Raw genomic sequence first — 13943 nt, 5'->3', positions numbered from 1 at the left:
GTCAGGCCAAGTACCGTGGCAGTTGCACGGTTCGAGCACAGCGCTCAGCCGTCGGTGCCCAGCACCATCACCATGTAGGCCGACATCACGAGGCCGCCGGCCTGCATCAGGCAGTTGCGCGCGCCCCTGACCTGCCGCGCCCCGGCATCGCCGCGCAGCTGCCGCACCGACTCGATCAGCAGTGGCATGCCGAACATCCCGCCGTGGTTGAACGACAGACCGCCGCCCGAGGTGTTGAGCGCAAAGCTGCCGCCCGGTGCGACCCGGCCGTCCTTGACGAAGGCGCCGCTCTCGCCGCGGGCGCAGAAGCCGAGGTCCTCCAGGCCGATCAGCACGCCGATCGTGAAGGCGTCGTAGATCTGGACCAGGTCGATGTCCTTGCGCGCGAGGCCGGCGCGTTCGAGTGCCAGGCGGCCGACATCCGCCAGGATGCCGTTGTCGATCCAGTCGTCGCTGCCGAAGGGCGTGGCGTGCTGGATGTAGCGCTCGGCGAAGCCCTCCACCCTTACCGGCTTGCGGGGCAGATCTTCGGCATGCGACGAACGCACGAGCACCACCGCGCCGGCGCTGTCGGTCACCTGGCAGATGTCGAGCTTGCGCAGCGGGTCGGCGACCAGCGGCGAGGCCAGGTAGTCGTCCATCGAAAGCGGGCCGCGCGCGATCGCGTCGGGGTTGAGTTGTGCCCAGCGTCGCGCTGCGAGCGCGACCTCGCCGAGATCCTCGGCCCGGGTGCCATAGCGGTCCATGTGCAGGCGCGCCTGCATCGCGTAGAAGCCGATCGGGCTCAGCATGCCGTAGGGCTGGACGAACTGGCCGCTCGGCAGGCGCGCGTCCTGCGCGTGGCCACCGCGCGCCCGACTGCGGTCCAGGCGCTGGGTGCTGCCGTAGGTGATGAGGGCGACGTCGCACAGGCCGGCCTCCATCGCGGCGCAGGCATGGGCGACGTGGGTGAGGTTCGACTGGCCGCCGACAACCGTGCTGTCGACGTAGCGGGGCGCGAGGCCCATGTACTCGGTCACCAGCAGGCCCGCCGCGCGATCGTCCCAGTGTGCGAAGACGGCGTCGACGTCGCGGGGCCGCAGTCCGGCGTCGAGGATCGCGCGCCGGGCCGCCTCGCACTGCAGTGAGAGTGCCGTGTCGCCCGGTTGGGCCTTTCCCATGCCGGCTTCGCCGATGCCGGCGATCGCGTAGCGCCCACGCAGTGCCTTGGGGTCCATGCTTCGCCGTTCAGGCCTGCCCGGCCGCGGCCGCGAGCTGCGAGCGCACGTCCTTCTTGAGCACCTTGCCGACCGGGCTGCGCGGCAGCGACCCCCAGAACTCGACCTGCTTGGGCGTCTTGAGGCTTCCGAAGCGCTGCCGGCACATGTCGATGATCTCCTCGGCCGTCGCGCGGGTGCCTTCCTTCAACTCGACCACGGCCGTCAGGCGCTCGCCCCAGTCGGCATCGGGAACGCCGACCACCACGCAGTCCTGCACCGCGGGATGGCCCCATATCACCTGCTCGATCTCGCTCGGATAGATGTTGAAGCCGCCCGAGATCACCATGTCCTTCTTGCGGTCGACCACCGAGAGGAAGCCGTTCTCGTCGAACACGCCGATGTCGCCCGTGTGGTGCCAGCCGAAGGCGCGAGCCTCGGCGGTGGCCTCGGGGTTGTTGTAGTAGCCCGGCGAGACCAGGTCGCCGCGCGCCACGATCTCGCCCCGCTCGCCGATGCCGACGATGTTTCCTTCGTCGTCCATCAGCGCGACCTCGCAGGCACCGGAAGGGCGACCGGCCGAAGCCAGGTGTCGGTCGAGATTGGCATCGCCATGCACGAAGTGATCCTTGCGCGACAGGCAGGTGATCACGCCCGGCACCTCCGACTGGCCGTAGAACTGCACGAAGACCTGGCCCCAGCGCGCGAGGCCTTCGCGCAGCTTGTCGACCGACATCGGTGCCGCGCCGTACATCACATACTCCAGCGATGTGCAATCGCGGGTGGCGACGTCGGGATGGGCCAGCAAGCGGTAGATCATGGTCGGTGGCAGGAAGATGTGGGTGACGCGCTCGCGCTCGATGGCCTCGAGGATCACGGCCGGATCGGCAGAAGGCGCGATCACGTTGCGCGCGCCGATGCGTGCAAGTGCCACCATGGTCGCCCCCGCTGCATGCGTGAGCGGCGCCACGACCAGGTGTACCGGGTCCTTGCGCGGCGGCATGAATTGGTTGCTGATGCGGTAGGCCGTCTCGAGCGAGCGATGGCTCTGCATGATCGCCTTGGGCCGGCCCGTGGTACCGCCGGAGGACTTGATGATCGCGATGTCGTCGTCGGCCCGCCTCTCATTCACGCGCTGGCCCGCGAAATCGCGAACCCATTGCACGATGCTGTCGCCGGCCGGCTCCAGCACCTCGGTCAGGCCGATGACGCGTTCGAGCGTCGGAATGCCGGCCTTCATGCGCTCCAGGTGCGGTGCGTACTGCGCATGGCAGATCAGCACCCGGATCTCGCAGAAGCTCGCGAACCAGACGATGTCGTCGATCGGGTCGCGCGCGTTGAGCGGCACGAACACCGCGCCGCTGCGCATCACGCCCAGCATCGCGGGCAGCACCATCGCGTGGTTGGGCGACAGCACGCCGACGTGCGTTCCGGGTCGCACGTCGCGAACCAGTGCTGCCGCAACGGCATGCGAGGCGTCGGCCGCCGCGCGGTAGTCGAGTCGCAGGTCGCCGCCCTGGACGAACACGCGATCGGGAAAGGCGGCGGCGCCGGCGTCGAAGGAATCGATGATCATGAATTTTTCTCGGTTGTCTTGGAGGGAGGCAGCTTTCAGCGCTGCTTCGGCGATGCCGTCGATTCGCCGTCCGCGAGCCGGAACATCGGCAGCGCGACGGCGTCGCCGATCGGCTCGAAGCAGACCTCGACCGGCTCTCCGATCGCAAGGCGATCCGGAATCGGGGCGACGATGCCGGCCAGCATCCGCACGCCTTCCTCGAGCGCGACCATGCCGATCGCATAGGGCACGCGCGGTTCGAAGGCCGGGTGCGCCGCCACGTGGCAGACCGTGTAGGTGTAGATGTGGCCGCGGCCGCTGGCCTGGACCCATTCGATGCCGTCGGACAGGCACTCGGTGCAAAAGCGCCGCGGATAGAACTGGTGGCGATTGCAGCTACGGCAGAACTGGATCTTCAGCCGACCTTCCAGCGCGGCCTGCCAATAGGGCGCGGTCTCGGTCGTGGGAACGGGCTGCGGTCCCTGGGTCGATGGGGTCACCGGTGTCTCCTTATGGCAATGAAGCGATTGGATCATGGTTATCCTCGTATTGTCAACAATCTGAATGTCGAGTAAAGTCTGCGACCCGGACCGATGACCGGTCCCTTTCGTGAGGAACTCAGCTTGACCACGCAGACGATTCGCCCCGAGGTCACCGCCACGACCGGAGACTTCGATGAGCAGGGTGCGCAGCTCGAGATCCGCGTGGCCCTGGCCCTCGCGATGGGCGGGCCCGACAAGCTCGCGCAGCGGCGCGCCAGCGGCGCCTTGAATGCGCGCGAGCGCATCGAAGGCCTGCTGGACGCCGGCACCTTCGACGAGTCCGGCATGCTGGCCGTGTCGGTGGTACCCGGCGATCGCGCGACCACGCCGGCCGACGGCAAGGTCACGGGCACGGGCCGTGTCGCAGGCCGCCGCGTGGCAGTGGTCTCCAACGACATGACGGTCAAGGGCGCCTCCTCGTCGGCTGTCAACATGCGCAAGATCGCGCGCCTCAAGGAAACCGCGACGCGCAACGGGATGCCGCTGGTCTTCCTCGGCGAATCGAGCGGCTCGCGGGTGCCCGACAGCCTGGGCGCGGAAGCGATGGCGGCGGCAGGTCAGGACCCGCAGCAGTACTGCCGCCGGCGCGAGACGCCCTGGGCCAGCGCGGTGCTCGGCCCCTGCCTGGGCTCGTCGACCTGGTACACCTGCCTCTCGGACTTCGTCGTGATGCGCAAGGGCGCCTTCCTTGCGGTGTCGAGCGCGCGCGTGACTTCGCTGGCCATCGGCGAGGCGGTCGATCCCGAGGCGCTCGGCGGCTGGAAGCTCCATGCCGAGCAGACCGGACTGGTCGACCGGGTGGTCGACAGCGACGCCGAAGCGCTGGCCGAGATCAGGCGCTTCCTGGGCTACCTGCCTTCGCACGCGGAGGCACCGGCGCCCGGCCTGCCCGCGGGCGAGGCGATTGCACCCGACGCGGACGCGCTGGTCGACCTGGTGCCGCACGCGCGCAGCAAGACCTACGACATGCGGCGCGTGGTCGCGGGCATCGTGGACGAGGGCAGCTTCTTCAATCTCAAGGACCGCTTCGGCCGCGCGGCGGTCACAGGCCTCGCGCGCCTCGCCGGCCAGAGCATCGGCGTGGTGGCCTCGAACCCGATGTTCAAGGGCGGCGCGATGGACCCCGAGGCCTGCCGCAAGGTCACGTCCTTCGTGGTGCTGTGCGACTCGTTCAACATCCCGATCGTGTTCCTGGTCGACACGCCGGGTTTCCTCGTGGGCGTCGAAGGTGAGCGCAAGGCGGCCCCGGCACACATCATGAACATGATTCATGCGGTTCAGCTGTGCAGCGTGCCCAAGCTGTCGGTGATCCTGCGCAAGAGCTACGGCCAGGCCTACATCAACATGGGCGGCGGCCGCAACAGCGACGCCGTCGCGGCCTGGACCAGCGCCGACGTGAGCTTCATGGATCCGCAGATCGGCGTCAGCGTGCTGCACGGCATTCGGCGCGAGGAAGACCCCGAGCGCTTCGACCTGCTCAAGGCCGAGCTGTCGCGCGACACCTCCGCCTACGCGCTGGCCGGCGCCTTCGGCGTGCAGGCGGTGATCGCACCGCGGCAGACCCGGGATTGGCTGGTCGCGGGGCTCGCCACCCATCGGCGCGAGCGCACGGGAGGCATCGGCGCCCACGAACTGCGCGCCTGGCCCACCTACATCTGAAGGACGCCATGCGTAATGCAGCCACGACCCTGCTCGGCTGGCGCGGGCCGGCCAGCATCAACTTCCACGGCGTGCTGGTGTCCGCCGTGGTGGCAGTGGCGGCGCTCTCGCTGGCCGAGCACTACCACGTGTCGGCGATGCTGTTCGCGCTGCTGCTCGGCATGGCCCTGAACTTCCTGTCGTCCGAGGGCCGCTGCGTGCCCGGCATCCGCTTCTCGGCCAGCACGCTGCTGCGCATCGGGGTCGCGCTGCTCGGCGTGCGCATCACGCTCGGGCAGATCACGTCGCTGGGCGCGGGGCCGATCGCGATGGTGGTGGTCTCGGTCGCGGCGACGATCGGTTTCGGCATCGTGCTCGCCCGCCTGATGGGCTATCGCAGCCGCTTCGGCGTACTGACCGGCGGCGCGGTGGGCATCTGCGGCGCCTCGGCCGCGATGGCGATCGCGGCGGTGCTCCCGGCGCGCGCCGAGGACGAGGTGAGGGAGCGTGCCACCATCTTCACGGTGATCGGCGTCAGCACGCTGTCGACCGCCGCGATGGTGCTCTATCCCATGATCGCCGGGGCGCTCGGCTTCGGCAGCGAACGCGCCGGGATCTTCCTCGGCGGCACCATCCACGACGTGGCGCAGGTGGTGGGGGCGGGCTACGGCATGTCGAAGGAGACCGGCGACGTCGCGACCATCGTCAAGCTGCTGCGGGTCGCGATGCTGCTGCCGGTAATCCTCCTGATCACGCTGTCGTGTCGCAAGGCCCACGCGGCCGGCCCGGCGGGCGGCCCCAAGCCGCCGTTGCTCCCCTGGTTCGTGGTGGCGTTCGCGCTGCTCGTTGCCGTCAACAGTGCAGGGTGGATTCCGGCTGCCCTGCAGCAGGCGCTGCAGACGCTGTCGACCTGGCTGCTGGTGATCTCGATGGCCGCGATCGGCATGAAGTCGCACCTGAAGGATTTCGCTACCGTGGGCATCAGGCCGATCGCGCTGATGGTCAGCGAGACCGTGTTCCTGGCGCTGCTCGTCACCGCCTTCATCTACCTGCCGCGCTGAGCAGGTGTGCGTGAGATCGCCTCAACGCGAGGCTGCCGCTTCGAGAAGGCAACGGCGCAAGGTGTCGATCGCGGTCGACGGCGCGCCCGCGGCCTGCGTGAAGACCGCCACGGGCATCACCAGTCCCGGCGTGTCGACCTCGAGGGTGCGAAGCTGGCCGGCCATTGCAAGTCGGCGCGCCAGGTGCTGCGGCAGCACCCCGAGTGCATCGCCTTGGCCCAGCAGTTCGAGGATCAGGTCGAGCGAGAGCGTTTCCGCGAGCACGCGTGGCGGCGGACCGCCCGCGCGCCGGAAGAGGGCCTCGACCGCCGCACGCACGCGGGTCGTGCGCGGCGGCAGTACCCAGGCCTCGGCCGCCAGGGTCGTCCAGGCAGGACGGCGGCGCGCCGCCAGGGCGTGGCCGTTGCCGCAGACGATGGCCGGCGCGTCGATGTAGAGCGGCGTGCACTCGAGGTCGATCGGAATCACGCCGTCGGTCGTGGCGCCGACCACCAGGTCGAGCCGGCCCGTGCGCAACTGGCGCAGCAGGTGTTCACGCGTGCCCTCGCTCACCGTCACCGTCAGGGCGGGCAGGCGCGCGCGGCCCTGCCGGATGGCAGCCCCGAGCAGCGAACCGGTGCCGGCACCCGCGGTGGCCCCGACCGCCACGGCCTCTGCGATGCCCTGCTCGATGCCGGTCAGTTCGTCCACCGCGCGCGAGAGCTCGTTGGTCATCGTGTGGGCGTGGCGCAGCAGGCAGGCGCCGTGCGCGGTCGGCACCATGCCGCGCGGCGTGCGATCGAACAGCGCCACCCCGACGCCGTTCTCGATCTCGAGCAGCGCCTTCGACACCGCGGGCTGGGAGATGCTCAGGGCCGAAGCCACGCGGCCGACCTGACGCATGTCCTCGAGCGCAATGAGCAGGCGCATGTGCCTGAGCGTGAGTCCGCGCTGCACGAAGGCGCTCGAGATGTCGGCCATGATCGGCTCCGTGAAAAGCCTCAGAATAACCTGCAGGTTATGGGTTGGCGAGTCGAATTCATTAGGGCATCCCATGGTGCCGTCACCACAATCGGACAGGGCAGGTGCCCGCATGGAGACAGAAATGAAATCCCCGATCCAGCTCGACTTCCGCGCGCTCACCCCGGCGCTGGGCGCCGAAGTCTTCGGCGTCGATCTTGCGGCGCCGCTGTCGCAGGCGCAGGTCGATGCCATCCGTCACGCGCTGGTTGCGCACCAGGTCATCTTCTTTCGCGATCAGCGATTGAGCCACGCGCAGCACATCGCGCTGGGCCGGCGCTTCGGTTCGTTGCATGTGCATCCGCTCGCGCCGGCCAACCATCCACAGCATCCGGAACTGCTGCGCATCCACGCCGACGAGAGTTCGGCGCGCGTCGCCGGCGAGAGCTGGCACACCGATGTCAGCTGCGAGGAGGAGCCGCCGATGGGCAGCATGCTGTACCTGACGGAAGTGCCTGAGGCCGGGGGCGACACGATGTTCGCGAGCATGTATGCAGCCTACGACGCGCTTTCTAAGCCGATGCAGCAGTTCCTCGAAGGGCTCACCGCCGTCCATGACGGCGCCAAGGTCTGGAGCCGCTACGGCATGACGCCGTCGCGGCCCTTTGCGCGCAGCGAGCATCCGGTCGTTGCGGTGCATCCCGAGACCGGGCGCAAGCTGCTGTTCGTGAACCGCGTGTTCACCACCCATGTGCCGGGCCTTTCGGATCGCGAGAGCGAGGCGCTGCTCGAGATGCTCTACCGGCATATCGAGAACCCCCGCTTCATGTGCCGCTTTCGCTGGCAGCCGAATTCGGTGGCCTTCTGGGACAACCGCTGCACTCAGCACCAGGCGATTTTCGACTACTTCCCGGCGCGCCGCAGCGGCTATCGGGTCACGATCAACGGCACCCGGCCGCTGGCGGCGGCCCGCGCGGAGAGCGCCTGGAAGCGCGAGCCGGCCGAAGCGGCCGCCTGAGGAGCCGCGCATGCATCGACCCCTTTCGCGCCCTCGGCGTCAACTGCTGCTCGCGGCGCTGGCCGCACTGGCCCCGCTGTCGTCGCGGCTCGCACAGGCCGAGGAGCCCTACCCCTCACGGCCGATCATGCTGGTGCTGGGCAATGCGCCCGGCAGCGGCGGCGACCTGCTGTGCCGGACGATCGCGGCCGGGCTCGGCGCGTCGCTCAAGCAGCCCGTGGTGGTCGAGAACCGCGTCGGCGCCAACAGCACGATTGCGGCGCTGGCGGTGGTGCGCGCGAAGCCCGATGGCTACACGCTGCTGTTCGGCAATGCCTCCAGCACCGTGATCAACCAGGCGGTGCAGAAGGCGCCGGCCTTCGATGCCCTGAACGATCTGGCGCCGATCGCGCAGGTGGGTGCCGGTGGCGTGGCCCTGGTGGCGACGCCGGACTTCCCCGCCAGCGACATGCAGCAGTTCACCCACGCTGCCAAGGCCCATCCCGGCGCCTACGACTACGCGAGCTGGGGCACTGGCTCGCAAGGGCACCTGGTGATGGAGTGGCTCGAGCGGCAGAGCGGCATCCGGATGAACCATGTGCCCTACAAGTCGATCACCGCCATCACGCAGGACATGCAGGGCGGCGTGATCCGGCTCGGCTTCCTGGACGTGGCGAGCGCCATGCCGCTCGTGAAGCAGGGCCGTCTCAAGGTGCTCGGCCTGACCGGTTCGCTGCGCTCGCCCGGCCTGCCGTCGGCGCCGCTGATGGCTGAGCAAGGCATCGGCCCCACGGCTGACGGATGGTATGGCGTGTTCGCGCCCAGGGGCACGCCGACGGCCGTCGTGGCGCTGCTCAACCAGGAAGTGGCTCGCATCCTGGCCTCGCCTGCGATGCGCGAAAAGCTGCTGCAGCTCAACATCGCCGATGCGCCGCTCAAGTCGCCCGAGCAGTTCGCGAAGACCGTGCGAGACGACCTCGCGTTCTGGCAGCGAATCGCGCAGGCCGCCAGCATCAAGGTGGGCGACTAGCCATTGCCGATGGGGCGCCCGGCCGCCGAGGGGCCTGCCGAGGGCCGACACTCAGCCTGCGTTCATTGAGAAGCCGTCGCCTGCCACCTGCACCTGTGCCTTGCGTGCGCGCGCCGCAAGGCCCGCGGCGAGGTCGACCACCGGATGGTGCAGGCTGTAGCTGTCGTCCACCGGCGTCGGCTTCAGAGCGTCGACCTTCTCGTCGCCATACATGTAGCGCAGCAGCAACTCGTCGTCTCCAAGGTTGCCATAGCGTTGGCGCAGGCCCGGGAGCACGGGCTCGATCATCGGTGGCTCCAGCGCCACGTCACGCGAGCCGTTGGCGATGATCCGGTCCTTCACGTTCGCATCCACCGGCAGCGGCAGGTCGCCGAAGTAGCCGCAGACGTACTTCTTCACCTCGTCGGGCACGACCTTGTAGCGCTCCACGTTGAGCACGTTCATCACGGCCTGGGCCGAGACGATGGCCGGGTAAGGCGTGACCATGATCGGCGAGCCGAGCTCCACGCGCACGCGTCCGATCTCCTCGAGCACCGCGGGCAGCTTGTCGCTCAGGCCGGCCAGCTTGAGCTGCGACTCGAGGTTGCTCATCGCGCCGCCCGCGTACTGGGTGACGTAGTGGCTGGGTTCGTACTCCGCCGGCACGCCGACGGGCTGCCCTTCGCGTTCGGCCAGAGCCGAGAAATAGGCGCCCACCTCGTCGAGCACACCGTCGTCGACCCGCACGTCGAATCCGATCTCGCGCAGGTTGCGCGCGATCATCTGGCTGGCCGGCAGCGAGTTGCCGTTGGCCAGGGGATCGACCGCTGTCAGGATCGTGTCGGCGCCGTGCACCGCAGCCTCGATCGCCAGCAGCGGCCCGAGGCCGGTCAGGCAATGGGTATTGAATTCCAGCCGGGCGCGGTCGCCTATCGCCTGCTTGATCGCCGGCACCAGCGTGCGCACGCGCTCGAGCGTCAGGATGCCCGCCGCATCGGCGAGTGCGACGGTCTGCACGCCGAAGCGCTCCACCGCTTCGCGCGCCTTGGCGGCGTACAGGGCGTCGTCATAGCCGGGCGCGATGTTGTAGCCGAGCAGCAGCGTCACCGCAGCTCCGAGCCTGTGTGCGGCGGCAATGCTGGAGGCCAGGTTGTCGTTGCACATCAGGGCATCGAAAAGACCGATCTCGCGCACGCCGTTGGCGATCTGCCGCTCGACGAAGAGCTCGGTGACATCGTCCGCCACCGGGAAGAAGCCGCGCATCAGGTTGCTGCGGATGGCGGCGCGCATCGGTGTGCGCGTGATCCGCCCGGCCAGCAGGCGGATGCGCTCGAAAGGGTTCTGGTTGAGGAACAGCACGCTCGCATCGAACTGCACCAGCGCGATCGCCTGCAACGAGAGGAATCCCGCGCGGTCCATGCGTTCGGCGATCGGCAGCATGTGTTCGGTACGCATGCGCGTCGCCCACAGGCATTGCTGGCCGTCGCGCAGCGTGTCGTCGGTGAGGTGGATCGTGCGGCGCCGGCCGGTGCGCGCGGTCTCGGCGGCGACCAGCGTCTTGAGATGTTCGAGCATGGTGTCAGCCCTCGCTGCCTTGGAGTTGGATCGAGACGCCGGGGCCTTCGACCCCGAGCTGGGCATGGCGCGTGGCGCGCGCCGTGAGGCCGGCCAGCAAGGCTTCCGCCGGCGTGGCGGGCTGGTAACGCAGGCTGTCGGGAGCGGCCGGCGTCGGCTGCGACCCGGGCGACACGCCGCAGGCCTGCGCGATCACAAGTGCCGCATCGCTCGCGCCCGGCCACGTCTTGCGCAGCGCGGCCGCCGAACTCGGTGGCGAGGGCGGCAGCGCGCCGACCCGCCGGGCGAGGGACGCATCGACCGCCGCCGGGGCCGCAGCGTGAATCTGCTGCAGTGCGCGTCGCACGCCGGGCCGGATCTCGGAATAGCGCGGCAGGTCCTGCAGGTGCAGCAGCGCCTGCTCGGCGATGGCGCGCGCGAACGGCGCCTGCATCGGCGGCTGGCCAAGGTCCGAGCGCACGCGCGCACATTCGTTCGAGAAAGCGTGCAACCGGTGCGTGAGCCCCAGCGCGGAGAGTCGCTCCATGGCCCAGGCCGCGTCATCGCCCGGCAGCTGGTGGGCATAGGGTGCGAGATCGAAGACCCAGGCGGCGCCCGAGGGAAAGCCCTGTTCATTGGCGATCTCGGCGAGTTGCCTGTCGACCTCGGCCACGGCATGCAGGCGCTGCGCGCTCGCGGGCGCACCGATGCCGAGCAGGCGCAGCGATCGCAGCAAGGTTCCGAGCGAAGGCACCGAAGGGCCGTTTGCCAGCGGCGCGAACGCGGTGTCGAGGCCGTCGATGCCGAGGCGCACGGCCTCGGTGGCCAGCATCGGTCCGAGCGCGGTCTGGCATCGCAGGTGCAGGTCGAGCGGCGTCGCGCCGAGGCCGGACCGCAGCGCGGGCAGCAGCGTCGCCAGCCGATCGGCCGTGAGCAGTCCCGCATCGTCGCGCAGCATCACGCGGCTCGCTCCGGCCAGCGCGAGCGCCTGAGCGCGGACGCCCAGCGCCTTGTCCGCCTGTTCCGGCACGTAGGGCAGGGCGGCAATGGCGACGAGACCCAGGGTGCGGGCGGTATCCAGCACCGGCGCGAGGCGTTCCACGTCACCGAACGGGTCCGAATGGAGAACCTCGGACACGCCGTGCGCCGCCAGTTCCCGCAGCCACAGCGTGGCCACGCTGGCCGAGACCACGTCGGCGCCACGGCGCCCGTGTTCGGTGAACAGCGAAATGGCGGCGCGCAGCCGGACGCCGCGGCAGCGCTCGCGCAGCAGGGCGATGCGCTGCCAGGGCTCCTCGTTGCGCCCCAGGCATTGCCGAAGGGTCGCGGGCGATGCGATCTCGATGACCGCCACTTCGGTGTCCGCGATGCGGCTGGCGACGGCCAGCGCCATCGGTGTCGTCATGGCGCCTGCCCAGCGCGCCGACTGGCCGTCGCTCAGGCTGACGTCTGTGAAGCGCAGCGTGCGGTCGCTCATGATGTCTCCCTGGCGGCTGCCTTTTCCGCCTGGGCTGCGGCCTTCTGCTGCGCCTTGCGCTGGGGCAGGAAGCTTTCCTCGACCCAGCGCGTCGTGACCTTGCCGTCGACGAAATCCGCGTGGGCGAGCACGGCATCGTGAAAGGCGGCGGTGGTGGCCGGGCCCTCGATCTCGAGCCGGGAAATCGCGCTGCGCATGCGCTCGATGGCCAGCGCGCGCGTCGCCGCATGCACGATGAGCTTGCCCAGCAGCGAGTCGTAGTAGGGCGGCACGGTGTAGCCCGAATAGCAGTGGCTGTCGACGCGGATGCCCTCGCCGGTGGGCACCTGCCAGCGCGAGATGAGGCCCGGCCGCGGCAGGAAGTTGCGCTCCGGGTCCTCGGCATTGATCCGGCATTCAATCGCATGACCCTGCAGACGGACCTCGGCCTGGGTGAAGGACAGCGGAAGGCCGGCCGCCACGCGAATCTGCTCGGCCACCAGGTCGAAGCCCGTGATCATCTCGGTGACGGGATGCTCGACCTGGATGCGCGTGTTCATCTCGAGGAAGAAATAGCGGTTGTCGCGCTGGTCGACCACGAATTCGATGGTGCCCGCGCCGCAATAGTCGGCGTTGCGCGTCAGGCTGACCGCGCACTCGCCCATGGCGCGGCGCATTGCCTCGTCGACGGCCGGCGAGGGCGCCTCCTCGATTAGCTTCTGGTGCCGACGCTGGGTCGAGCACTCGCGCTCGCCGAGGTAGACCACGTTGCCGTGGGCATCGGCCATGACCTGGATCTCGATGTGACGCGCATGCTCGATGAACTTCTCCATGTAGAGCGTGTCGTCGCCGAAGGCGGACTTGGCCTCGTTCGCGGCCGAGGCCATGAGGGATTCGAGTTCGCCTTCATCGCGCACCACGCGCATCCCGCGGCCGCCGCCGCCGGCCGTCGCCTTGATCAGGACCGGATAGCCGATCTCTGCGCCCACGCGCCGTGCATGCGCGACGTCCGCGAGCGCGCCGGAACCAGGCACACGCGGGACGCCGGCGCGCTCGGCCAGGCCGACCGCCGTGATCTTGTCGCCCATGGCGTCGATCGCGGCGGCGGAAGGGCCGACGAAGGCCAACCCGGCTTCGTCGCAGGCGCGCACGAAGGAAGAACGCTCCGACAGGAAGCCGTAGCCCGGGTGGACGGCGTCGCAACCGCTTTGCAGCGCGGCCTCGACGATTCGGTCGGCGCGCAGGTAGCTCTCCGAGGCCAGCGCCGGGCCGAGCACCACGACCTGGTCGGCCATGCGCGCGGCCAGCGTTTCGGTGTCGGCTTCGGAAACGCCCGCGACCGATTCGATGCCCAGGCTGCGGCAGGCGCGGATCACGCGGACCGCGATCTCGCCGCGGTTGGCCACGAACAGCCGACGGATGTCGCGCCGGGCGACGGGGGTCGAAAGAGATTCGGCCATCGCTCAGGCCTCCTGCACGGGCTTGATCAGCATCACGATCTGATCGTGCTGCACGGGTTGTCCGTTGCCCACCAGGATGCGCTCCACGGTGCCTGCTATTTCCGTCTTGACCGTGTTGAACATCTTCATCACCTCGACCAGGCAGACCGTCTCGCCAGACTGCACGGTCCCGCCCACTGTGACGAAAGGCGGCTGGTCGGGGCTCGGGCGCAGGTAGAAGGTGCCCACCATCGGTGCCCGCACGGCGACCAGGCCTGCAGGCACCTCGGCGAGCGGGGCCGCGCTGGCGGCGGTGCCACGCGTCGCAGCGGCCTCGGGGGCTGCATCTGCGGCAGGCCCGGTGGCGGCAGCGGTGCGCGGACCGCTGACGGGCAACGCCCCTGCGGCGCCGTGCTTGCGCGCATGGAGCTCGAATTCGCCCACGGTGACGTCCAGGGAATCGAGGTGTTCGGCGCTGTCGAGGATCGCCAGGATCCGGCGCACGTCGTTGTGGGAAAGGGTCATTGCTCTTGTCTCCGGGTGGGCGGAACGCGTCC

Annotated in this window: 12 protein-coding genes; 4 read left to right on the top strand and 8 right to left on the bottom strand. The window is 69.4% G+C overall.

What is annotated here, in order from left to right:
• Positions 1 to 44: 44 nt before the first annotated feature.
• From QTH87_RS25410 to QTH87_RS25400, 3 genes are read right to left on the bottom strand one after another with little or no spacing between them, the layout of a single operon-like run.
• Entirely contained in the window at positions 45 to 1217 is a 1173-nt protein-coding gene (locus QTH87_RS25410) for a thiolase C-terminal domain-containing protein (protein ID WP_286613128.1), read from the bottom strand.
• A 10-nt stretch (positions 1218 to 1227) separates the two neighbouring features.
• Complete coding sequence (locus QTH87_RS25405; protein WP_286613127.1) at positions 1228 to 2772, bottom strand: AMP-binding protein; 1545 nt, start codon at positions 2770 to 2772, stop codon at positions 1228 to 1230.
• 35 nt (positions 2773 to 2807) lie between these two features.
• Positions 2808 to 3251, bottom strand: coding sequence for a Zn-ribbon domain-containing OB-fold protein (locus tag QTH87_RS25400; RefSeq protein ID WP_286613126.1), 444 nt, complete (start codon positions 3249 to 3251; stop codon positions 2808 to 2810).
• A gap of 123 nt (positions 3252 to 3374) precedes the next feature.
• Between QTH87_RS25400 and QTH87_RS25395 the strand changes: the two genes are divergently transcribed.
• Positions 3375 to 4952 (top strand): acyl-CoA carboxylase subunit beta, encoded by a 1578-nt coding sequence (locus tag QTH87_RS25395; protein WP_286613124.1) that lies wholly within the window; start codon positions 3375 to 3377, stop codon positions 4950 to 4952.
• Positions 4953 to 4960: 8 nt separating this feature from the next.
• Positions 4961 to 5992, top strand: coding sequence for a YeiH family protein (locus QTH87_RS25390; protein ID WP_286613123.1), 1032 nt, complete (start codon positions 4961 to 4963; stop codon positions 5990 to 5992).
• Positions 5993 to 6013: 21 nt separating this feature from the next.
• On the opposite strand, the gene QTH87_RS25385 is transcribed toward QTH87_RS25390, so the two are convergent.
• Complete coding sequence (locus QTH87_RS25385) at positions 6014 to 6952, bottom strand: LysR substrate-binding domain-containing protein (protein ID WP_286613121.1); 939 nt, start codon at positions 6950 to 6952, stop codon at positions 6014 to 6016.
• Here QTH87_RS25385 and QTH87_RS25380 point away from each other — a divergent pair.
• Positions 6942 to 7949 (top strand): TauD/TfdA dioxygenase family protein, encoded by a 1008-nt coding sequence (locus QTH87_RS25380; protein ID WP_286613119.1) that lies wholly within the window; start codon positions 6942 to 6944, stop codon positions 7947 to 7949. The two genes, QTH87_RS25385 and QTH87_RS25380, sit on opposite strands and share 11 nt — an antisense overlap.
• 10 nt (positions 7950 to 7959) lie before the next feature.
• Positions 7960 to 8958 (top strand): Bug family tripartite tricarboxylate transporter substrate binding protein, encoded by a 999-nt coding sequence (locus QTH87_RS25375; protein ID WP_286613117.1) that lies wholly within the window; start codon positions 7960 to 7962, stop codon positions 8956 to 8958.
• A 51-nt stretch (positions 8959 to 9009) separates the two neighbouring features.
• On the opposite strand, the gene QTH87_RS25370 is transcribed toward QTH87_RS25375, so the two are convergent.
• From QTH87_RS25370 to accB, 4 genes are read right to left on the bottom strand one after another with little or no spacing between them, the layout of a single operon-like run.
• Positions 9010 to 10512, bottom strand: coding sequence for a carboxylase (locus tag QTH87_RS25370; protein ID WP_286613115.1), 1503 nt, complete (start codon positions 10510 to 10512; stop codon positions 9010 to 9012).
• A gap of 4 nt (positions 10513 to 10516) precedes the next feature.
• Complete coding sequence (locus QTH87_RS25365; protein WP_286613113.1) at positions 10517 to 11968, bottom strand: beta/alpha barrel domain-containing protein; 1452 nt, start codon at positions 11966 to 11968, stop codon at positions 10517 to 10519.
• On the bottom strand, positions 11965 to 13407 hold the full coding sequence (gene accC, locus QTH87_RS25360; RefSeq protein ID WP_286613112.1) for an acetyl-CoA carboxylase biotin carboxylase subunit: 1443 nt from the start codon (positions 13405 to 13407) through the stop codon (positions 11965 to 11967). The genes QTH87_RS25365 and accC overlap by 4 nt, the downstream gene beginning before the upstream one ends.
• A 3-nt stretch (positions 13408 to 13410) precedes the next feature.
• Positions 13411 to 13911, bottom strand: a complete 501-nt coding sequence (gene accB, locus QTH87_RS25355; RefSeq protein ID WP_286613111.1) for an acetyl-CoA carboxylase biotin carboxyl carrier protein — start codon at positions 13909 to 13911, stop codon at positions 13411 to 13413.
• Positions 13912 to 13943: the final 32 nt, after the last annotated feature.

The sequence above is a fragment of the Variovorax jilinensis genome, assembly GCF_030316885.1.
Lineage (GTDB): Bacteria > Pseudomonadota > Gammaproteobacteria > Burkholderiales > Burkholderiaceae_C > Variovorax > Variovorax jilinensis.
The sequence above is the reverse complement of the archived record's forward strand: the minus strand, read 5'-3'. Positions and strand labels throughout refer to the sequence as shown.

What these genes read in the sequence shown, in the direction of transcription:
- QTH87_RS25410 (WP_286613128.1), bottom strand. Translation starts at nt 1,217, where the DNA reads ATGGACCCCAAGGCACTGCGTGGGCGCTACGCGATCGCCGGCATCGGC.
- QTH87_RS25405 (WP_286613127.1), bottom strand. Translation starts at nt 2,772, where the DNA reads ATGATCATCGATTCCTTCGACGCCGGCGCCGCCGCCTTTCCCGATCGC.
- QTH87_RS25390 (WP_286613123.1), top strand. Translation starts at nt 4,961, where the DNA reads ATGCGTAATGCAGCCACGACCCTGCTCGGCTGGCGCGGGCCGGCCAGC.
- QTH87_RS25380 (WP_286613119.1), top strand. Translation starts at nt 6,942, where the DNA reads ATGTCGGCCATGATCGGCTCCGTGAAAAGCCTCAGAATAACCTGCAGG.
- QTH87_RS25385 (WP_286613121.1), bottom strand. Translation starts at nt 6,952, where the DNA reads ATGGCCGACATCTCGAGCGCCTTCGTGCAGCGCGGACTCACGCTCAGG.
- QTH87_RS25375 (WP_286613117.1), top strand. Translation starts at nt 7,960, where the DNA reads ATGCATCGACCCCTTTCGCGCCCTCGGCGTCAACTGCTGCTCGCGGCG.
- QTH87_RS25370 (WP_286613115.1), bottom strand. Translation starts at nt 10,512, where the DNA reads ATGCTCGAACATCTCAAGACGCTGGTCGCCGCCGAGACCGCGCGCACC.
- QTH87_RS25365 (WP_286613113.1), bottom strand. Translation starts at nt 11,968, where the DNA reads ATGAGCGACCGCACGCTGCGCTTCACAGACGTCAGCCTGAGCGACGGC.
- accC (WP_286613112.1), bottom strand. Translation starts at nt 13,407, where the DNA reads ATGGCCGAATCTCTTTCGACCCCCGTCGCCCGGCGCGACATCCGTCGG.
- accB (WP_286613111.1), bottom strand. Translation starts at nt 13,911, where the DNA reads ATGACCCTTTCCCACAACGACGTGCGCCGGATCCTGGCGATCCTCGAC.